Consider the following 20,954-nt stretch of genomic DNA (forward strand, 5'->3'; position numbering starts at 1 on the left):
GCGGCCGTGACTTCGGCTTCGGCGGCGGCGGCGGGGGCGCGGGGGGCGCTTCGACGGCGGGGGGCGGCGACGCCGCGACCGACTCCAGCGCCTTGTTGATGCGGTTGATCTCGTCCTGGGTCGGAATGCGCCGACCCGCCACCGTGCCCTGCATGGTGTAGCGCTCGCCCGTCGGCGAGGCGGCGTCGGGCACGGCCACCAGCTTGGCGTCGGGGAGGACGAGGTTGGGCGCGCCCACCGCCTTGGCCAAGGCCGCGGCGGCCTCGGGCCCCTCGATGGTCTTGGCGTCGACGGCGCCCTGCGCCGCCAGCACCTCGGGCGGCGCGGCTTCCAGGGTGCGCGGGTCGGCGGCCAGCAGGATGTCGGCGCTGACCGTCTCGTTGCCCGAATAGCGTCCGGTGAAAGCCTTCAAGGTCCCCGACGGTCCGGTCCAGCGATAGAAGATGTGCTGACCGAACTGCTTGAGCTTGACCAGGGTCGGGGCCCAGTACGGCGCCACATAGTCGGCGTGGTAGTGGGTGGCCAGGCCCACCGGCTTGAAGACGAAGCCGTTCAGCGCGCGCTTGGCCACGGCCTGGGCGTTGGCCCACAGGGCCGGGGCCGGAACCCGCGCCAGGGCGCCGTCGCAGGCGAAGCTGAACTGGCAGCCGGTGGCGCGCGCCGCGCCCTCGAAGATCACGCCGCAGATCGACTTCGGGTAGCCCGGATGCCGCATCCGGTTGATCACCGTCTGGGCGATGGCCTGCTGGCCCTCCCCCGGCTCGAAGCCCGCCTCGTAATAGATCGCCTGGGTCAGGCATTGCAGCGCCCGAGCCCGCGCGTCGGCGTTCCCGGTCAGCACGAACGGCTTGGCGACCTCGAAACCGTCCTGGACCGTCGGCCGCAGGGCGTTGATCACCCGCGCCTCGTCGAAGTCGGGATCGCGGTCGCCCAGGCGCGGGACCTTCTTCAGGTCGATGACCTCCCAGCCCCGGACGCGGCCCCAATAGTCCTTGCGCGGACGCGGATCGTGACGGCGCGCCAGGGCCAGCATGGCCGGGTCCATGTCGGCGACATAATGTCGCAGGCCGCGCTCGCTGAAGCTGGCGGTGATCCGCATCAGCCCGCCCTCGCGGCCCGCGCCGGCCGGCACGTAATGGGTCGCGCACGCGGCGAGGCCGCCGGCGACCAGCAGGACGCCGACGGCCTTGCCGCCGGGATCGAGGATCAGGGTCCTCACGCCCTCGCCCGGGGCTACTTGCCGCCCAAGGTCGAGCGCAGCATCCAGGCGTGCTTTTCGTGCGCCTGCAGGCGCTGGGTCAGTAGATCGGCCGTGGCCTCGTCGCCGGCGTCGTCGGCGACCGGAAAGGCCTCGCGCAGCGTGCGGATCACCGTTTCGTTGTCGGCCTTCAGCTCGGTCAGCATCGCTTCCCAGTCGCCCTCCGGATCGCCGTCCTTGATGCTGGAGAGGTTGCCGAACGCGGCGTAGCCCTGCGGGGCCAGCTCGCCCAGGGCGCGAATGCGTTCGGCGATGTCGTCCAGCGCCGCCCACTCCTCCTGGTACTGGCCTTCCAGAAGAACGTGCAGCGACTGAAAGTTCGGTCCGCGAACATTCCAGTGATAGCCGTGCGTCTTCAAGTAGAGCGCGTAGCTGTCGGCGAGAACCTTGTTCAGCGAGGCGGCGATCTCGGCGCGCTGTTTGGCGGTCAGTCCGGTGTTGAGAGCGTCGGCCATCGTGATCTCCTCGGTTGCGTGTTCTAGGTAAGCTCGTCCATGCTCTTGGCAAGACGTGTTCGCGGGGTGGCCGATGGAGAACAAGGACGACGCATCCTTCGTCTCCGGCGAGCCGGGACGCCTGTACGGCCTCATCAGCGCCTGGCTGATCCCCTCGGTTCCGCCGACGCCTTGGCAAGGCGCCGCCGCGGCCCTGATCGGGGTCGGTCTGGCCGTGCTGATGCGGGTCGCGCTGCTTGGCCTGCACACGGGCGTCGGGGCCACCCAGCCCTTCTTCCCGTCGATCATGCTGGTGACGCTTTACGCCGGCTGGCGCTGGGGTTTGGTCCCGATCGGGGCCGGGGCCGCCTTCGGCTGGTGGCTGTGGGGCGCGCGCGACAACCAGCCGCTGTCCGAGGACGAGCTGGCCACCCTGGTGATCTTCGTCATCTCCGGGGTCATGGTGCTGGCGGCGGCCGAGGGCCTGCGGGGCGCGATCGTGGGCCTGGCGCGGGCGCGCGAGCAACGCGCCGACGCCGAGGCGCGCCTGCGCGTCACCCAGACCGCGGCGGGCGTGGGCCCCTGGGACTTCGATCTCGTCACCGGCGAGCTCTATCTGTCGCCCGGCGCGCGCAAGAACATGGGCGTGCCGGACGGGATCGAGGTGAGCCCGACCGAACTGATCCGCTACGTCCATCCCGACGACCGCCCGATGGTGAACGAGCGGCTGCGGCGCGCGATGCGCGGGCTGGAGGACTATGAGGTCGAGTACCGGCGGATCGACGAGGGGCAGGGCGAGCGCTGGGTGCACGGTCGCGGCGAGGTGATCCGCGACGAGGCCGGCAAGCCGGTCCGGATGATCGGCCTGAACTTCGACGTCACCAACCGTCGACGCGCGGAGGCCCAGGTTCGCGAGAGCGAGGCCCGCTTCCGCGCCCTGGCCGACAGCGCCCCGGCGTTGATGTGGGTCACGCGGCCGGGCGGCATCCGCGAGTTCGTCAACGAGGCCTATGTCGCCTTCGCCGGCCTCGACTACGAGGGCGCCCTGACCCTGGACTGGCGCACGCGCCTCTATCCCGACGATCTGCCGATGATCCTGAAGGCCCAGGTCGCGGGCGAGGCCTCGCGCAAGCCCTTCACCCTGGAGGGCCGCTATCGCCGCGCGGACGGCGAGTGGCGATGGCTGAAATCGTTCTCTCAGCCCCGTTTCGACGCGGCGGGGGCGTTCCAGGGCTTCATCGGCATCGCCTTCGACACCACCGAGGCCAAGATCGCCGAAGCGAACCTGACCAACATCAACGAACTGCTGGAAGAGCGGGTCTCGGCGGCGATCGCCGAGCGCGACCTGGCCCAGGCCGCGCTGCTGCAGGCCCAGAAGCTGGAGGCGATCGGCCAACTGACCGGCGGCGTCGCCCACGACTTCAACAACCTGCTGACGGTGATCATCGGCGCGCTGGACGTCGTCGAGCGGCATCCCGACGACGAACGGCGGCGCGGGCGGATGATCGCCGCGGCCCTGGCGGCCGCTCGGCGCGGCGAGAAGCTGACCCAGCACCTGCTGGCCTTCGCCCGCCGCCAGCCGCTGAAGCCCGAGGTCTGCCGCATCGATCGCCTCATCGCCGAGTCCGAGGGCCTGCTGAGGCGCGCGCTCGGCGACGCCTACGCCTTCGGCCTGCGCCTGGGTTCGGGCGTGCGCTCGGCGCGCATCGACGCCGGCCAGTTCGAGGCGGCCTTGCTGAACCTGGTGGTCAACGCCCGCGACGCCACCCCGCCCGGCGGCGAGGTCTTCATCGAGTCGGGTCCCGTCACGATCTCGCGCCGGCGGGGCGAGCTGGAGCCCGGCGAGTACCTCCGCGTGGCCGTGCGCGACACCGGCATGGGGATGGACGCGGCCACGATCGCCCGCGCCGTGGAGCCGTTCTTCACCACCAAGGCGCCCGGCGAGGGCACGGGTCTGGGCTTGTCCCAGGTCTATGGCTTCGCGCGGCAGTCCGGCGGTTCGGTCGAGATCGAGAGCGCGCCAGGACGCGGCGCGACCGTCGCTCTGCTGCTGCCCGTGGCGGAGGCCGAGCCGGCCCCCGAGACCACCGCCCCCGCCGCCCCCGTCGAGGCCCAGCCCCCCGCGCGCGTGCTGCTGGTCGAGGACGATCCGCAGGTCGCCGAACTGATCGAGGCCATGCTGCGCGACCTTGGCCACGCCGTGGTCCGCGCCGCCGGGGTCGACGAGGCGCTCTCGCGCCTGGACGAGGACGCCGCCATCCAGCTGGTCCTCAGCGACGTGATCATGCCGGGCGGCAAGAGCGGCGTCGACCTGGCCGAAGCCCTCGCGGCCTCACGTCCCGGCCTGCCGGTGGTGCTGTGCTCGGGGTACACCGGCGGCGATCAGGGGCGCGCCCGGACGGGCGGCTGGCCGTTCATCTCCAAGCCGTTCTCGCTGGAAACCCTGGCCCAGACCCTGGCCCAAGCCCGGTCGCGCTAGGGCCGCCTAGCCCTTCGCCTGCTCTGAAGCTCGTCGCGGCCGCCGCCGCGCGCGGATGCTTTCACATTGTAACCATATCGCAAGAATATAACATTGCCTCATCATATTAAAATATAACGCCGAAATCTGTCCTTACAGCAAAGCTTAGTTTCACCCGAACGGGCTCATAATTCCCTCAAGCTTGACCATAACATCAAATGATACTTTCGAAGCTTGGCGTGTGATGATTTTATTACACATGAGATTCAAATCGAAATCTTGAAGACGTCATTCTTGCCCGCGCGCCTGGACTCGATACCAGTGGTCGCATCGCCCCTTTCCGGGGCGATTTCGTGCGCTTTTGGCTCTCCTTGGGGGAGGGCGAGGGAATTGAAAATCATGCGTAAGCTCCTTTTGGGCTCGACGATGATCGCGGGCGTCGTCGCCCTGGCCGGTCCGTCGCTGGCTCAATCGACCCCACAACCAATCCAGACCTTGCCGACGACCAGCGGCGCGCAGGCTGGCGACAACAGCCAGGTCGAGGCCGTCGTCGTCACCGGTTCGCGCATCCGCCGGACCGACTTCAACAGCCCCGATCCGATCCAGGTGATCAGCGCCGAGCAGGCGCAGCTGCGCGGCACGGTCGACACGTCCGAGATCCTGCAGACGGCCACGACCGCCAGCGGCTCGTACCAGATCAACAACCAGCTGAGCGGCTACGTCACCACCGGCGGTCCCGGCGGCAACAGCGTTTCGCTGCGCGGCCTGGGCGCCAACCGCACCCTGGTGCTGCTGAACGGCCGTCGCGCCGGCCCGGCCGGCACCGGCGGCACGGTCGGTCCGTTCGACCTGAACGTGATCCCCTCGTCGATCGTCGACCACGTCGAAGTGCTGAAGAGCGGCGCCTCGTCGGTGTACGGCTCGGACGCCGTCGCCGGCGTCGTCAACATCATCACCAAGAAGAACTTCGACGGCCTGGAGCTGAACGCCTACGGGACGGCTCCCTTCCACAAGGGCGGCGAGGTCTATCGCCTGAACGCCGCCGCCGGGAAGAACTTCGACCGCGGCTATATCAACGGCGCCGTGGACTACTACCGCCAGGAGCCCCTGCGGAACCGTCAGCGCTCGTACACCGCCTGCGCCCAGGACTATCTGTTCGATCCGGCCAACGGCGCGCGCGTCGACTACACGGCCCCGGGCGGCGGCTTCAAGTGCCTGAACCTGACCAACGGCTACATCTCGAGCAGCACCTACGGCAGCCTCGTGCCGATCATGCCGGGCATGACCTATCCGACGGCCGCCCAGGGCAATTCGAACGGCCCGGCCGCCAACCCGACGGCCAACCCGACCCCCGCCGGCTTCGCCCGCTTCAGCCGCGCCGGCTATCCGAACACCTATCCCTACGCGCCGACCACGACGCCGCTCTACGACAACGCCACGGCGATCAGCCCGGTCTCGCGCTACACGGCCACGCTGTCGGGCGGCTTCGACATCACGCCGAAGGTCCAGGCCTATACCGAGCTGATGTTCAACCGCCGGGAGTCGTCGCAGACCAGCGCGGCGCAGATCTTCCAGAGCTTCGCCCAGCGCAACATCATCAACGGCGCCCCGAACACGCTGCCGGCCAGCAATCCGAACAACATCCTCGGCTCGAACGCCCAGACGGTCACCGCCTATGCGTCTCACTCGGAGCAGAAGGTCGACTACTATCGGGCCGTCGCCGGCCTGAAGGGCTCGGTCGACGTGCTCGGCGGCTGGGATTGGGACATCTACGGCCAGTATTCGAAGTCGGACGGGACCTATAACCTGGGTCCGCGCCTCTATCTCGACCGCTTCCTGGCGCTGAACAGCCCGAACGTGGCCTGTACGAACACGCCGGTCGGCGGCAACGTCTCGAACTTCAACTGCGCGGCGCTGCCGGGCGGCATCCCGTGGATGAGCCCCCGGATCCTCTCGGGCCAGTTCACCCAGGCCGAGCGTGACTTCCTGTTCTTCCAGGAAGACAGCCACACCACCTACACCCACAAGTACGTCGAAGGCTCGGCCTCGGGCGATCTGTTCTCCCTGCCGGCCGGCAAGGTGGGCGCGGCCGTCGGCTTCCAGCTGCGCAAGGAGTCGATCGACGACCAGCCGGGTCCGCAGGCGCTGCAGCGTAACGTCGCCCTGTTCTCGACCTCGACCGTCACGCGCGGCAGCGACAGCGTCAAGGAAGCCTACGGCGAGCTGAGCGTGCCGATCATCAAGGACGTCTTCCTGGTCAATTCGCTGAACCTCGACCTGTCGGGCCGGATCTCGGACTACAAGTCGTACGGCACGAGCAAGACCTACAAGATCGCGGCCGACTGGGCGCTGTTCCCCAGCTTCCGCATCCGCGCCAGCCAGGGCACCTCGTTCCGCGCGCCGTCGCTGTACGAGCAGTACCTGGGCAACCAGACCAGCTATCTGGGCCAGAGCGCGGTCGACCCCTGCTACAACTACGGCACGCTGCAGAGCAACGCGACGATCATCAAGAACTGCCAGTCGCTGGGCATCGCGCCCGACTATCTGGCCACCGGCGGTTCCTCGGCGATCATCTACGCCAACGGCGGTCGCGACATCCTGACGGCGGAGACCTCCAAAACCCGGATGGTCGGCTTCGTCTGGTCGCCGAAGTTCATCGACTTCAAGATCTCGGCCGACTATTTCGACTACAACGTCAGGAACGAGATCCGTCAGTTCGGCTCGGCCAACATCCTGGAGCAATGCTTCAAGGACGCCAGCTTCCCCAGCAGCCCGTACTGCACCCTGTTCCAGCGCGATCCGGTCACGCACTTCATCACGTTCATCAACAACAGCTACGTGAACGTGGCCGCCGAGCGGAACAAGGGCCTGGATGTCACCACGGACTTCAGCCACGACATCGGCGGCGGCCGGTTCAGCCTGAACACCCAGTTCACCTGGCAGTTCAAGGACGAGACCACGCTGCTGGGCAACAGCGATCCCGAAGACTACAACGGCAGCACCACCGAACCGGACTTCACCGGTCAGGTCGAGGCCGGCTATACGCGCGATCGCTGGACGCTGAACTGGCTGGTCAACATGATCGGCAAGGCCTCGGACACCGAGCTGCAGGAAGCCGACGTCTTCCCCAGCACCAAGTACGGCCGCCCGGTGTACTACAAGCAGTACACCGAGTTCACGACGTACCACACGCTGTCGCTGCGCTATAAGGCCGACGACTGGTCGGTGACGGCGGGCGTCCAGAACCTGTTCGGCGAGGAGCCCCCGGCTCAGTCGACCGGCCAGTTCCGCGTCGGCACCGCGGCGCTGAACCAGTTCGACCTGATCGGCCGCCGCGCCTTCGTCAATGTGAGCAAGCGCTGGTAGGCCTTCGCCTCCAGACCCGAGACCCGGAGAGGCGGCGAAGGCGACTTCGCCGCCTTTTTGCTTGGGCGCCTTGTCACCCGGCCCAAGTCGTAGCGGTCGGCTCCCTTCCCCCTTGATGGGGGAAGGGTCGGGGATGGGGGTGATCTCGCGAGGTTGGACCACGCGGGGCTTCAAACGCCGCATCACCCCCACCCCTGCCCCTCCCCCATCGAAGGGGGAGGGGTCTTGGTTCTACCGGTTCGAGATAGTGGCTGCGGCGCACTTGAGGCGTCCAAAATCACCCCCGTGGTCGTCTCCAGGCGAGCGCCGTCCCCCCAAGCAAAAGGGCCGACCCCTTTCGGAGCCGGCCCTTCCGATCAACCCGAAGGTCGCTCGGCCTTAGTAGTCGAAGCGCACGCCCACCTTGAACGTCCGGCCGATCAGGCCGGCATAGTGCCAGGTGGTCAGGAAGTTCGGGGCCGAGGCGTAGGCGCCCGGCGCGATCGGGGCCTTCACGTCGAAGACGTTGCCAACGTTGGCGTACAGTTGCACGCCGTCCTTGACCTGCGCCGTCGCGTTCATGTCCACGTTGATGAACTTCTTGATGTAGCAGAACTTATTGGCCACGTCCGGGTTGGCCGAACCGCCGTACGGGTTGCCGCCCGGGCACTGGTCGCTGCCGTTGGTGTCGGCGGCGGCCGAGCGGATCTTGCCGACATAGTAGGCGGTGGCCGACAGGGTGTACTTGTCGTTGAACGACACCGTGTTCTGCCAGTTGCCCTTCCAGTTCGGCGTGCCGTTGCCCGACGACAGGTCGTACGGACCCAGCGTCCCGGCGTAGTGCTGCACGTCGCCGCTGGCGGTGTGCAGGTCGTACGTGAAGACGTGGGTGACTTCGACGCGGCTGGTCCACTTGATCGAGTCGGTGACCGGAACCTTGGCGGTCGCGGTCAGGTCGATGCCGGTGGTCTGCGAGTAGTTCGCGTTGACGTACGGCACGTTGATGATCAGGACGCGCGGTTGCGCGGCCGGGAACAGCGGGTCGACGGCGTCGACGACGTTACACGAGTAACCGGCGCCGACCGCGGCGACCGCGGCGCAGCCGGCGGTCTGGCTGCCGGCGGCGTAGTAGGCGGCCACGGCCTTGGAGATGTCGGGACCCGAGGTGATCAGGCCCGACTTCTTGACGTTGTAATAGTCAGCCGTGAACGACAGCCAGCGGGTCGGCTCGACGATCGCGCCCAGCGTGAAGCTGCGCGAGGTTTCCGGCTTCAGGTCCGGGTTGCCGGCCACGCCGCGGCCCAGGCTGTAGGCCTGAGAGTACGGGTTGGTCGAACCGCCGTGCGCGGCCTGGAACGGACCCGGAGGGGTCGTGGTCACGAAGCCGGCGTACTGCGAACGCGGACCCGATTCAGCGAAGGTCGGCGCGCGGAAGCCCTTCGAATAGGTGCCGCGGAAGGCCAGTTGCTTGATCGGGGTGAACTTCGCGCCGAACTTCGGCGAGAAGTGGTTGAAGCCTTCCGAGTAGTCGTCGTAACGACCCGACACGTTCAGCTCGAGGTTGTCGAGCACCGGCGCGGCGACTTCGAAGAAGGCGGCCTTGACCGTGTGCTTGCCGAAGGCCGAGGCCGTCGTCAGGCCGTAGGTGTCGAGGCGGGCGTTCTGGTTGTTGTTTTCCAGAACTTCCTTGCGCGCCTGGGCGCCGATGGCCAGCTGCATGTCGCCGCCCGGCAGGGTCCACAGCTTGTGGGTGATCGAGGCGTCGATCGACATCAGCGACGAGTGCGACGGCGTGATCTTGTCCGGCGAGACGGCGTTGCGCACCGCGGCGGTGTTCTGCGACGGGTCGACGAAGTTGTACGAGCCCGTGTTGATCGCGTTCAGCAGGCTGGAGATGTTCAGCAGGCCGTGTTGCGTCAGCTTCAGGTTATCGCGGGCGCCGACGGCTTCCACGCGCCAGTTCCAGTCGTCGCCGAACGAGCCGTTGAAGCCCACGGTGCCGCGGATCACTTCGTTGTCGCGCTCGCTGCCCAGCGGGATGTCGCCGAACAGGTAGTAGATGCGCGCCGCGCCGTTGGCCGGGTCGTTGGCGTAGGCGGCCGCGAACGGGTTGTTCGGGTTCAGGCGGCGGGTCGGATCGGTGGCGCAGTTGACGCCGGCCGAGCAGACGTAGACCGGCAGGACGATGCCCGGGTTCGACGAGGCCAGCGACGGCGCGCCGCCGAAGGGTTGCGTCTGACGGATGGCCGTCGGGGCGCCCTTGATGCTGACGTAGTTCTTCGAATAGCTGCCGGTGGCGTAGCCTTCGATGTGGTCGTTGAAGCGGACGCTCAGGCGGCCGTTGAAGGCGTAGCGCTTTTGCAGCGGCTGGATCTGACGATAGGTGTCGACCAGGTCCCACTTACAGCCGGTGCCGTTGGCCGTGGCCGAGACCTGGGTGTAGGTGCCGTTGGCGCAGTTCAGGTTCAGCGACTGATACGACGTGGTCAGCGGCGAACCGGCCTTGCCCGACAGCGGATTGTTCAGGTCCGACTGGCTGACCCGCGTCACCATGGCGTTCGGGGTCGCGGTGGTCACCGACTGGTCGGCGGTGTTGTTGTCGATGCCGCCGATCGAGCTCAGGTCCTGGGTGTTGTAGGGGAAGCCACGGCTGTGGTTCGAGACCCGGCCGTCCTTCTGGTACTCGGCGTTGACGTAAACGTTCCAGCCGGTCTCGGCGTAGTCGCCATAGCCCAGGGTGATGTCGGCGCGCTTGTGCGCGGCGTCGCCGCGATCGCTCTCGCCGGCTTCCATGCTGCCCTTCACGCCGACGAATTGCTTCTTCAGCTTCAGGTTCACCACGCCGCCGATGGCGTCGGCGCCGTACGACGACGAGGCGCCGTCCTTCAGCACTTCGATCCGGTCGATCAGGCTGAACGGGATCGAGTTCAGGTCGACATAGGCGTTGTGGCCGTCATCGTTCAGCGGGAAATTGGTCGAGCGCAGGCCGTCGACCAGAACCAGCGTCGAGGAGACGCCGAGGCCGCGCAGCGACACGGCCGAACCGCCGGCCGAGAAGCCGCTCTGGAAGCCGGTGCCGATCGAGCCCGCGCCGTCGGCCGAGATCGAGCGGATGGCGTCCGAGGCCGTGCTGATGCCGGCGCGCGCCAGGTTTTCCGAGGTCAGGACGGTGACCGGCGACGGGGTTTCGGTGTCCGTGCGGCGGAACAGCGAACCGGTGACGACGATTTCCTCGACCTGCGTCTGGTCGGCGCCCTTGGCGGCCGGAGCGGCGGTCTGGGCGGCGGCCTGGCCGGCGCCGAGGCTGGCCACGGCGACGCCGCAGATCATGGACGAAGCGAGCAAGCGCTTCCGGATGGTTTGGGTATTCAAGACAGTACTCCCCAGCGTCTTTGCGTCGCGCATGCCAATGCGCGGATTCCCGGCTCTGCGATTGGAGCCCGGCTGCGGGGGAGCTACGGACCTAATCGACTAGAGGTCAACGAACATTGCAGTCTTGTAAAATCGTCACCAAACGGCTGTCTCATTAAAGTCACACAGTTACGGGAGTTTAATGGAAGCGCCACCATGGCTTTTCGCAACATTGGTGAAGACTAATTTTGTACTCTCACTGACCAGAGATTTCATATAACGGCGAAATGTGGGCGTGTCGGAATTCAAAGGTTACTTGTACATGATTTACTGTACGTCGAATATATAAGTCCGCTGACCATTCCATTCGCTCGAAGCCCGGCGTGGCGGAATTTTTCTTCCAGCTTACCGTTATGTAAGGTTAAAAACTGTGACAGCGAACACTGTTCGGACTGAACAATCGCCAGACCCCCGCGCGCCCGCCTTAATCTCGGCACGGCGCGCGCGCCGCCACTTCGCCCCTGGAAACGGCGCCCTGCCTAGGAATTAGGCGGGATTGCATTCTGCTCGCGAGGCGCTATATGTGACACACGGGTTATGCTCATTTTCAGCATAACCTCGGCGCCGAGACGCCGGGACGACCGTCAGGAACGTCCCAGAGAGTCCGGCGTTTTTTGAGGCCCCAGAAATGCTCACTTTGAGCATAACGGAGGATCAGATGGCCGACGGCTTCGCTGTCCAGGGCAAGGACGGCCCGCTCGAGTTCACCGCCGAGGTCGAGGCGGCGACGGCGGGGATCTGGGACAAGGTCAAGCACCACGTCACACCGATGGAGTGGCGCGTGCAGGCCCCGCTGATCGCCGAGATCAACCGCCTCAAGCGCGAGAAGAACGCCGCCATCCTGGCCCACAACTACATGACGCCAGACATCTTCCACGGCGTCGGCGACTTCGTCGGCGACAGCCTGGCCCTGGCCCGCGAGGCGGCCAAGAGCGACGCGACGATCATCGTCCAGGCGGGCGTGCACTTCATGGCCGAGACCAGCAAGGTGCTGAGCCCCGACAAGAAGATCCTGATCCCCGACCTGAAGGCCGGTTGCAGCCTCGCCTCGTCGATCACCGGCGCCGACGTCGCCCTGATCAAGCAGCGCTATCCGGGCGTGCCGGTGGTGACCTATGTCAACACCACCGCCGACGTGAAGGCCCAGACCGACATATGCTGCACCAGCGCCAACGCCGTGCAGGTAGTCGAGTGGGCGGCGAAGGAATGGGGGACCGACAAGGTCATCCTGATCCCCGACGAGTTCCTGGCCCGCAACGTCGCGCGCCAGACCGACGTCAAGATCATCGCCTGGGCCGGCCACTGCGAGGTGCACAAGCGCTTCACCGCCAGCGACATCGCCGACATGCGCGCGGCCTGGCCGGGCGCCGAGGTCCTGGCTCACCCCGAGTGCCCCGCCGAGATCCTGGAAGCCGCCGATTTCGCGGGCTCGACGGCGGCGATGAACGACTATGTGGCGGCGCGCAAGCCGGCCCAGGTGGTGCTGATCACCGAGTGCTCGATGGCCAGCAACGTCCAGGCCGAGAGCCCGGCGACGCAGTTCATCGGCCCCTGCAACATGTGCCCGCACATGAAGCGGATCACGCTCCAGAACATCCACGACGCGCTGGTCTTCGAACAGTTCGAGGTCACGGTCGATCCCGAGATCGCCGACCGCGCGCGCCTGGCGGTGCAGCGGATGATCGACCTGCCGCCGCCGGTCGTTCCCGCGCGGTACGACCTGGTCAAGGCGCGGCATCACGTGGACGTGGAGCTGATTTAGAGCCCCCTTCCCCCTCGATGGGGGAAGGGTTGGGGATGGGGGTGACGCGGCTGATCCGCTTCACCGCCCTCTCCGGACTTTCTCGATGAGGCTGGACCGCCGCGTTCACCCCATCCCCGGCCCTTCCCCATCAAGGGGAAGGGAGTGGAGCGCAGAATGATCACGCGTTTGGATTTCGACGGCCCCGTCATTCTCGGCGCGGGCCTCGCCGGTCTCTCGGCGGCGCTCGCGGCCGGGAAGGCGCTCGTGCTGTCGCCGACGCCGCTGGCGACCGGCTGCTCCAGCGCCTGGGCCCAAGGCGGCATGGCCGCCGCCCTCTCCAGCGAGGACACCCCGGCGCTGCACGCCGCCGACACGATCGCCGCCGGGGCGGGCCTGTGCGATCCCAAGGCCGTCGACCTGCTGACCCGCGAAGGACCCCAGGCCGTCCGCGACCTCGCCGCCATCGGCGCCCCCTTCGACCGCAAGGCCGACAACGGGTTCGTGCTGAGCCTCGAAGCCGCCCACTCGCGCGCCCGCGTCGCCCGGGTCGGCGGCGACGGCGCCGGCGCGGCGATCATGGCCGCGGTGATCGCGGCCGTCCGCGCGACCCCGACGATCGAGGTCCGCGAGAACGCCCGCGCCCGCCGCCTCCTTCAGGACGCCGCCGGCCGCGTGGTCGGGGTGCTGGCGGAGATCGACGGCGTCCTCGTCGAAATCCGCGCCAAGGCCGTGATCCTGGCCACCGGCGGCGTCGGCGGGCTCTATGCCGTGACCACCACCCCCGCCGAGGTGCGCGGCGAGGGCCTGGGCCTGGCCGCCCTGGCCGGCGCGACGGTCGCCGATCCGGAGTTCGTGCAGTTCCACCCCACGGCCATCGACATCGGCCGCGATCCCGCGCCGCTGGCCACCGAGGCCCTGCGCGGCGAGGGCGCGATCCTGCGCAACACCGATGGTCGGGCGTTCATGGTCGACTACCACCCAGCCAAGGAGCTGGCGCCCCGCGACGTGGTCGCCCGCGCCATCCACGCCGAACGCGCGGCCGGACGCGGGGCCTTCCTCGACGCCGTCGCCGCCGTCGGGCCGCACTTCCCCAAGGAATTCCCAGCCGTGTTCGAGGCCTGCCGCGCGGGCGGGATCGATCCGCGTCGCGAGATGATCCCGGTGACGCCCGCCGTGCACTACCACATGGGCGGCGTGGCCACCGATCTCGACGGTCGCGCGAGCCTGCCGGGCCTCTACGCCGCCGGCGAATGCGCCTCGACCGGCGTGCAGGGCGCCAATCGCCTGGCCTCCAACAGCCTCTTGGAAGCGGCCGTGTTCGGCGCCCGCGCCGGGCGCGCGGCGGCGGCCGAGGGCGCCTTCGGCGGCGAGCCGGTGGACCTGACGCCCTATCCCGACCTGCCCGACGCGGCCCTGCAGGTCCTGCGCAAGGCCATGAGCCGCGACGTCGGCGTCATCCGCGACGCGGCCGGCCTGACCCGCTTGCTGGAACAGCTCGGCGCGCTGGAGCCGGCCTATGGCCCCTGCCCCACGCTGATCGCCGCCCGTCTGATCGCCGAGGCGGCCCTGGGCCGCCACGAAAGTCGCGGCGGCCACTACCGCGCCGACTTCCCCGCGACGGCCGAGCCCGCCCGCACCTTCATCACCCTGGAGGCGGCCGGAGGTCTGCGCCGTCAGGCCGCTTGAAGCCGCCGGCCGCGCTTCAGCCAGGCGGCCAGCTTCAGGGCCGCCGCCAGGGCGATCAGCGCCAGGGCGGGCGCGCCCAGCCACGGCATGGTCTTCAAGCGCGCGGCATAGCTGTTGGCGAAGACCAGCAGGATGGCGATCCCGCCTGTCGTGTGCAGCGCTTTCCACGCCGAGCGGCCCATGGCCTTGATCGCCGCGTCGTTCGAGGTCAGGGCCATGGCCGCGATCAGGACATAGACGAAGCCGCCGCCGTAGACGGTGACCGTCGGCGGCGCATGGTGGAACACCAGCACGACGTCGAGAATGAAGGCCAGGTGCACGAAGTGAGCCGCCGCGAACGACAGGCCGACCGCGCGACGTCGGCGCAGCAGCGCCGCGCGCCAGCCGCCGGGGAACATCGCCGCCAGGGCCGAGGCGCTCCAGGCGGCCAGGAAGATCGGGAAAGAAAACCGCGCCGTCAGTCGCGTGGCCATCAGGGCGCCGTCGTGCGTCCAGCCGCCGCCGGTCGCGAAACCCAAGGCGCCGACGGCCGCGGCGGCCAGCGCCGCCGACAGGACGATGGTCGAAGTCGAGAGCGTCTTCATGGCGTCACCTCCCCGCGAGCGCCTCGATGCGCTTGTCATACTGACAGTATGATCGTCATACCATGAGTATGACGTCAAGCCCTCCTCCCCTGACCAACCGACAAAGGCTCGTGGCCGAGGCGCGCCGGCTGTTCGCCGACAAGGGGTTCGAAGGGGTCTCGGTCGACGAAGTCGCCGCCGCCGCGGGCCTGACGAAGGGCGCGGTCTACTACCAGTTCAAGGACAAGACCGACCTGTTCCGCGCCGCCTGCGAGGCGGTGCTGGCGGATGTCCGCGACCGGGTCGAGACCGCCAGCATGGGCCAGTCGGCCCATCACCTGGACGAGATCGTCATCGGCGCGGATCGGCTCTACGACGCCTATGACGCGCCCGACGCGCGGCGCCTGTTGCTGGTCGACGGCCTGACCGTGCTGGGCGTCGACGGCTGGACGGCCATGCAGGAGCCGGTAGGGGTCGGCCTGATCGCCCACGCGCTGGGCCACCTCGCCGACGAGAAGCTGATCGAGCCGGACGTCGTCCCGGCGCTGGCCCACCTGCTGTTCGGCGCCTTTGTCCAGGGCGTCCTGCGTATCGCCGCCTCGGCCGATCCGGGCACGGCCGGCCGCGAGGTGCGCCGCGCCACCCGCACCCTCACCCAAGCTTTGTTGTCGGGCGCCGGCGCGCCCGTGAAGGATCCCCAATGGCTGCCGCTGACGTGACTCCCCTCGACGACCTGCTGGTCCGGCCGATCGTCGACCTGGCCCTGGCCGAGGACCTGGGCCGGGCCGGAGACATCACCGGACAGGCCTGCGTCGACGCCGACGCCCGGCTCTCGGTGGCCTGGGTCACTCGGCGGGATGGGAGGGTTTCGGGTCTTTCCTGCGCGCGGCTCTCGCTCGCGGCCCTCGACCCGACGGCGCGGTTCGAGGTCGTCACGCCCGACGGCGCCGACGCCGCGCCGGGCGCCGTGCTGGCGCGCGCCGAGGGCAATGCCCGCGCCGTCCTAGCCGCCGAGCGCACCGGCCTGAACCTGCTGGGCCGTCTGTCGGGGATCGCCACCCTGACGCGCGCCTATGTCCGCCTGGTCGAGGGGACCGGCGCGACCATCGTCGACACCCGCAAGACCACGCCCGGCCTGCGGGCGCTGGAGAAGTACGCCGTCCGCTGCGGCGGCGGGGTCAACCACCGCTTCGGCCTCGACGACGCCATCCTGATCAAGGACAACCACGTCGCGGCCTGCGGCGGGGTCGGCGAAGCCGTCCGCCGCGCCCGGACCCACGCCGGCCACCTGGTCAAGGTCGAGGTCGAGGTCGATGGTCTCGACCAGCTGGAGGCGGCGCTGGTCCACGGACCCGACGTGGTGATGCTGGACAATTTCAGCCTCGACGACCTGCGCGCGGCGGTTTCGCTGGCCAAGGGCCGCGCGGTGCTGGAAGCCTCGGGCGGCGTCAACCTGACCACCGTGCGCGCCATCGCCGAGACCGGCGTCGACGTGATCAGCGTCGGCGCCCTGACCCATTCGGCGCCGGTGCTGGACATCGGGCTCGACGCGATCTAGCGCGTACGCGAACGCCATCAAGCGACACAATGGCGTCATGGTTTAGCTCTAGGCGCTCGCGGCGAACGCCGAGCGCCTGGGATGGGAGTCGCCGCGCATGCCGCACGCCAAGATCGGAATTCTGGCCGCCGCCCTGCTGGCGGCGCCGACGCTCGTCCACGCCGACACCGCGCCGCCGGAGCAGGCCCTCGCCCTGCACGGACAGGCGACGCTGGTCGTGCAGGGCCATCCCCGCTTCACCTCGCCCTATGAGGGCCCCAACAGCCTGTCGCCCAAGGCCATGGGCCGCGAGACCTTCGACCTGACGCTCTATGCCGGGGCGCGGCCGTGGAAGGGCGCCGAGCTTTGGGTCAATCCCGAGATCGACCAGGGCTTTGGCCTCAGCAACACCTTGGGCGTCGCGGGCTTTCCCAGCGGCGAGGCCTACAAGGTCGGCAAGAGCCGCCCCTATGTGAAGCTGCCGCGCGCCTTCCTGCGCCAGACGATCGATCTGGGCGGCGAGACGGAAGGCGTCGGCGCCGACCTGAACCAGCTGGCCGGCGCCCAGGCCAGCGATCGCGTGGTGCTGACGGTCGGCAAGTTCAGCGTCGTCGACGTGTTCGACACCAACGCCTACGCCCACGACCCCCGGCGCGACTTCCTGAACTGGTCGGTGGTCGACGCCGGCCCGTTCGACTACGCCGCCAACGCCTGGGGCTATACCTACGGCGCCAGCGCCGAGCTGTACCAGGGCCGCTGGACGTTGCGGGCCGGAGCCTTCGACCTGTCGTCAGAGCCCAACAGCGCCCGGCTCGACCCGAGCTTCAGCCAGTTCCAGCTGATCGGCGAGATCGAGGAGCGGCACAGCCTGCATGGCCTGCCGGGCAAGCTGAAGATCACGACCTTCGTGACGCGCGGGCGCATGGGCCGCTTCGACGACGCGACCCGCGCGGCGCTGGCGTCGGGCGCGCCGGCCGATATCGCCGCCGTCCGCCACTATCAGGGCCGGTCGGGGATCAGCTTCAATCTGGAGCAACGGATCGCCCCCGATGTCGGCGTCTTCGCCAAGGGCGGGGTCGCCGGCGGATCGGTCGAGCCCTATGAGTTCGCCGATATCGACCGCTCGCTGGCGGCGGGGCTTTCGGTCGCCGGCGGCGCCTGGCGGCGGCCCGACGACACGATTGGCCTGGCCGGCGTCGTCAATGACATCTCCGCCACCCACCAGCGCTTCCTGGCGGCGGGAGGAACCGGCATCCTGGTCGGCGACGGGCGCCTGCCGAACCCCGGCGCCGAATGGATCGCCGAGGCCTATTACGACTGGGCGCTGACGCGGTGGCTGCACGTCAGCCTGGACTACCAGTTCGTCGAGCACCCGGCCTACAACCGCGACCGGGGCCCGGTCTCGATCGGCGCCGCCCGCCTTCACGCCCAGTTCTAGAGCCTGTCTGTTTCGAATAGACTCATTCGAAACAGACAGCTCGATTTCAAACATTTAGAGCGTGCTAGCCGCCGAAACCGCTCACACTTTCGGCTATCACGCTCTACAGGCTCAGCCGAACAGGCGGGCCAGCTCGATCAGCACCATCGCCGCCAGCACGCCGGTCGAGATCGTGAACAGCAGGAACCGGACCGGCACCAGGTTCACCGTGACCTGCAGCAGGCTGTGCAGCACCCGCACCGCCACATAGGCCCAGGCCAGCTTGACCAGGGCCGCGTCGGCGTGGCCGGCGACCTGGATGGCCAGCGCCGCCGCGTAGAAGATGGTCGGCTGCTCCATCAGGTGGTTGTAGTTGTCGGCCGCCTGCCGGGCCGTGTCGGGCAGCACGTCCAGCGACCCGGGAAAGCGGGCGTCCTGCGGCTTGATCCCCGCCTTCTGCATCGCCGGGATCCGCTGGACGTACATCCAGACCCAGATCACCAGCGACCACGCCACCAGCGCCATCACCGGCGCGACCATCGTACTCGGCATCCTTCGGCCCTCCCCAGGGTTTTTGTTTAGGCGGGGAGAAGATCAGAGAACGGCGTTTGGGGGAACGGTGACGTTGGGGAGGGGTTGCCCCCTGCGTTCTTCGAGGCGCGCCTTCGCCGCGCACCTCGGGATGAGGCGATCAGCACATACCGTCCTCATCCTGAGGCGCCCGCGCAGCGGGCCTCGAAGGACGCAGGGCGCCCCCGCCCGATCACGCCCCCCGATCGCGGAACGGATCGGCCGGATAGACCCCCAGGATCTCGAAGCGCTCGGAGAAGAACTTCAGTTCGTCCAGGGCCAGGGCCAGGCTGCGATCCTCGGGCCGGCCGTCGACCTCGGCGTAGAAGAAGGTGGCCGTGAAGTTGCCGCCCTCCATGTAGCTTTCCAGCTTGGTCATGTTGACGCCGTTGGTCGCGAAGCCGCCCAGCGCCTTGTAGAGCGCCGCCGGCAGGTTGCGGACGCGGAACACGAAGCTGGTCACGCAGCGGTGGGTGAACGGCGGCGGCTGGGGGCTCTTGTCGGCCGTCATCACCAGGAAGCGGGTGGTGTTGTGCCGCTCGTCCTCGATGTCGCGCAGCAGGATGTCGAGGCCGTAGATCTCGGCGGCCAGGGCCGGCGCGACGGCGGCGTGGGTCGGATTGGGCTTCAGGGCCAGGGCCTTGGCGGCGCCGGCGGTGTCGCCCGCCGCCTCGGTCTCGACGCCCAGCTTCTTCAGGCTGTTGCGGCACTGGCTGAGCGCGATCGGCATCGAGCTGACGACCTTCACGTCCTCCAGCTTGACGCCCTTGTTGGCCATCAGCTGGAAGCGGATCGGCTTGAACCGCTCGCCGATGATCTTCAGGCCCGAGGCCGGCAGCAGGTGGTGCACGTCGGCCACCCGGCCGGCGATCGAGTTCTCGATCGGGATCATGCCCAGCGCGCAGACGCCGGACTTGATGGCCTCGAACGCCTCCTCGAAGGTCTTGCAGGGATAAGCCTCGTGATCCGGGAAATAGGTCCGGCACGCCTCGTGGCTGTTGGCGCCGGGCTCGCCCTGGAAGGCGATCTTCTTGAGGATGCTCATGAGGCTCTTACTTTCCCGCCGCTTGTCGCGCGGCTTCGAGGTCGGAAGGATTGTCGACGGAGATCGGGGCGTGGGCCGCCACGGCCGCGCGAATGGTCAGGCCCAGTTCGAGGGCGCGCAGCTGCTCCAGCTTCTCGCGCTTCTCCAGCGGCGAGGGGGCGGCGGCGTTGAACGCCTCCAGCGCCTCGCGGCGATAGCCATAGATGCCGATGTGGCGCCAGACCGGTCCGTCGCCATAGAGGGTGGAGCGCGTGAAATAGAGCGCGCGGCCGCTTTGGCCGTCGTCCTCCATGGCCAGGACCGCCTTGACCACGTCCGGATTCGCGCGGTCGGCGGGCGAGGCTTCCGGGGCCACGACGGTGGCGATATCGGCGTCGCCGAACTCCTTAAGTAACCGAGCGCAGTCGGCCAGAATGGCCGGATCCACGAACGGCATGTCGCCCTGGAGGTTGATCACCACGTCGTGCTCGAACCCCGGATCGAGCTCGGCCAGCGCCGCCAAGATCCGGTCCGAGCCGGACGGCAGATCGGGGTCGGTCAGCACCGCGGTTCCGCCAGCGGCTTGAACCGCCAGGGCGATTTCGCGATCGCCGGCCGCCACGGCCACCGGGCCGACGCCCGCCGCCAAGGCCTGGTTCAGCACCCGGACGACCATCGGCAGCCCCCCGATGTCGGCCAGCGGCTTGTTCGGCAGGCGGGTGGCCGCCATCCGCGCTGGGATCAGGACGATAGGGTTCATGGCCTCAAAACTGCTGTCTGCCCGGTTGCGCGAGGGGCGGTAGCGTGTAAGAGACGCGAGCGCAACATGAGGCGCGCGGGGGATTCCGCGCGTCGGGATTCAGGCCCGCCTTGCGACGGGCTGGCAAGAGGCTGACAAGGCTGAGATGAGCGACCTGACGTTCAACAAGATCGCTGGCGGCGTGCTGCTGACCGGCCTCATCATTTTCGGTCTGCGGGAAGCGTCGGACATCGTCTTCAAGAAGGGCGACGTCGAGAAGGCCGGTTACCAGATCGCGGTCCAGGAAGAGAGCGCCGGCGGCGGCGCCGAGGCGGCCGACACCCCGCCCGACTGGAACGCCGTCCTGACCCCGGCCAATGTCGCGGCCGGTCAGGCCGTCTCGGCCAAGTGCGCGGCCTGCCACAAGCTGGACGCCTCGAACGCCAACGCCACCGGCCCGGGCCTGTGGGACGTCGTGGGCCGCAAGCCGGCCGCCCACCCGGGCTTCGCCTATTCGGCCGCGATGACCGAGTTCGGCGCCAAGACCCCGGTCTGGGACTACGACCATCTGTATGAATTCCTGAAGGCCCCGGGCAAGTATGTCTCGGGCACCAACATGACCTTCGTCGGCCTGAAGAAGCCGGAAGACCGCATCGCGGTCATCGCCTATCTGCACAGCCTGGGCTCGAAGCTGCCGGTCCCGCCGCCGCGTCCGGCCGCCGCCGCCGCGGCTCCGGCCGCTGCTGGCGCGGCTCCGGCCGCCCCGGG

Annotated in this window: 15 protein-coding genes; 8 read left to right on the plus strand and 7 right to left on the minus strand. The window is 68.5% G+C overall.

The genetic code is table 11. From position 1 onward, the window contains the following. Both Q0V34_RS18540 and Q0V34_RS18545 read right to left on the minus strand, forming a co-directional pair. A partial coding sequence (locus Q0V34_RS18540) for a cell wall hydrolase (protein ID WP_297515113.1) occupies positions 1 to 1,219 on the minus strand: 1,219 nt, incomplete at its 3' end. Between the two features lie 14 nt (positions 1,220 to 1,233). Continuing rightward, a complete protein-coding gene (locus Q0V34_RS18545; protein WP_297515117.1) occupies positions 1,234 to 1,713 on the minus strand; it encodes a Dps family protein in 480 nt (159 codons plus the stop codon). A 73-nt stretch (positions 1,714 to 1,786) separates the two neighbouring features. On the opposite strand from Q0V34_RS18545, the gene Q0V34_RS18550 reads away from it, so the two are divergent. Together Q0V34_RS18550 and Q0V34_RS18555 are read left to right on the plus strand one after the other, a co-directional pair. Beyond that, positions 1,787 to 4,171 carry a PAS domain-containing protein gene (locus tag Q0V34_RS18550; RefSeq protein WP_297515120.1) on the plus strand — a complete coding sequence of 795 codons (2,385 nt, stop codon included), beginning with the start codon at positions 1,787 to 1,789 and terminating at the stop codon, positions 4,169 to 4,171. A gap of 378 nt (positions 4,172 to 4,549) precedes the next feature. Next, the gene (locus Q0V34_RS18555; RefSeq protein ID WP_297515123.1) at positions 4,550 to 7,516 is read left to right on the plus strand and encodes a TonB-dependent receptor; all 2,967 of its coding nucleotides are present in this window, start codon (positions 4,550 to 4,552) and stop codon (positions 7,514 to 7,516) included. A 378-nt stretch (positions 7,517 to 7,894) separates the two neighbouring features. On the opposite strand, the gene Q0V34_RS18560 is transcribed toward Q0V34_RS18555, so the two are convergent. Then, positions 7,895 to 10,840 carry a TonB-dependent siderophore receptor gene (locus Q0V34_RS18560; RefSeq protein ID WP_297515128.1) on the minus strand — a complete coding sequence of 982 codons (2,946 nt, stop codon included), beginning with the start codon at positions 10,838 to 10,840 and terminating at the stop codon, positions 7,895 to 7,897. A 724-nt stretch (positions 10,841 to 11,564) separates the two neighbouring features. Here Q0V34_RS18560 and nadA point away from each other — a divergent pair. Together nadA and Q0V34_RS18570 are read left to right on the plus strand one after the other, a co-directional pair. Next, on the plus strand, positions 11,565 to 12,668 hold the full coding sequence (gene nadA / locus Q0V34_RS18565) for a quinolinate synthase NadA (RefSeq protein ID WP_297515130.1): 1,104 nt from the start codon (positions 11,565 to 11,567) through the stop codon (positions 12,666 to 12,668). Positions 12,669 to 12,827: 159 nt separating this feature from the next. Continuing rightward, positions 12,828 to 14,336: an L-aspartate oxidase gene (locus Q0V34_RS18570; RefSeq protein ID WP_297515150.1), complete on the plus strand. Its 1,509-nt coding sequence runs from the start codon at positions 12,828 to 12,830 to the stop codon at positions 14,334 to 14,336. Here Q0V34_RS18570 and Q0V34_RS18575 read toward each other — a convergent pair. Continuing rightward, complete coding sequence (locus Q0V34_RS18575) at positions 14,324 to 14,920, minus strand: hypothetical protein (protein WP_297515132.1); 597 nt, start codon at positions 14,918 to 14,920, stop codon at positions 14,324 to 14,326. The two genes, Q0V34_RS18570 and Q0V34_RS18575, sit on opposite strands and share 13 nt — an antisense overlap. Before the next feature lie 62 nt (positions 14,921 to 14,982). On the opposite strand from Q0V34_RS18575, the gene Q0V34_RS18580 reads away from it, so the two are divergent. The 3 genes from Q0V34_RS18580 to Q0V34_RS18590 all read left to right on the plus strand — a co-directional run bounded on the left by Q0V34_RS18580 (position 14,983) and on the right by Q0V34_RS18590 (position 17,874). Beyond that, positions 14,983 to 15,618, plus strand: coding sequence for a TetR/AcrR family transcriptional regulator (locus Q0V34_RS18580; protein ID WP_297515134.1), 636 nt, complete (start codon positions 14,983 to 14,985; stop codon positions 15,616 to 15,618). Next, positions 15,600 to 16,457: a carboxylating nicotinate-nucleotide diphosphorylase gene (nadC, locus tag Q0V34_RS18585; protein WP_297515137.1), complete on the plus strand. Its 858-nt coding sequence runs from the start codon at positions 15,600 to 15,602 to the stop codon at positions 16,455 to 16,457. Before Q0V34_RS18580 ends, nadC begins: the two co-directional genes overlap by 19 nt. 97 nt (positions 16,458 to 16,554) lie before the next feature. Continuing rightward, on the plus strand, positions 16,555 to 17,874 hold the full coding sequence (locus tag Q0V34_RS18590) for a carbohydrate porin (protein ID WP_297515140.1): 1,320 nt from the start codon (positions 16,555 to 16,557) through the stop codon (positions 17,872 to 17,874). 111 nt (positions 17,875 to 17,985) lie between these two features. On the opposite strand, the gene Q0V34_RS18595 is transcribed toward Q0V34_RS18590, so the two are convergent. The 3 genes from Q0V34_RS18595 to Q0V34_RS18605 form a co-directional block, all read right to left on the minus strand. Beyond that, positions 17,986 to 18,405 (minus strand): MAPEG family protein, encoded by a 420-nt coding sequence (locus tag Q0V34_RS18595; RefSeq protein ID WP_297515142.1) that lies wholly within the window; start codon positions 18,403 to 18,405, stop codon positions 17,986 to 17,988. A gap of 211 nt (positions 18,406 to 18,616) precedes the next feature. Continuing rightward, positions 18,617 to 19,468, minus strand: a complete 852-nt coding sequence (locus tag Q0V34_RS18600; protein ID WP_297515144.1) for a prephenate dehydratase — start codon at positions 19,466 to 19,468, stop codon at positions 18,617 to 18,619. Positions 19,469 to 19,475: 7 nt separating this feature from the next. Continuing rightward, positions 19,476 to 20,207 (minus strand): 3-deoxy-manno-octulosonate cytidylyltransferase, encoded by a 732-nt coding sequence (locus Q0V34_RS18605; protein WP_297515146.1) that lies wholly within the window; start codon positions 20,205 to 20,207, stop codon positions 19,476 to 19,478. A 145-nt stretch (positions 20,208 to 20,352) separates the two neighbouring features. Here Q0V34_RS18605 and Q0V34_RS18610 point away from each other — a divergent pair. Continuing rightward, positions 20,353 to 20,954 (plus strand): cytochrome c family protein (locus tag Q0V34_RS18610; protein WP_297515148.1); only part of this gene is annotated, 602 nt, incomplete at its 3' end.

It is taken from the genome of uncultured Caulobacter sp. (assembly GCF_947036865.1).
GTDB lineage: Bacteria > Pseudomonadota > Alphaproteobacteria > Caulobacterales > Caulobacteraceae > Caulobacter.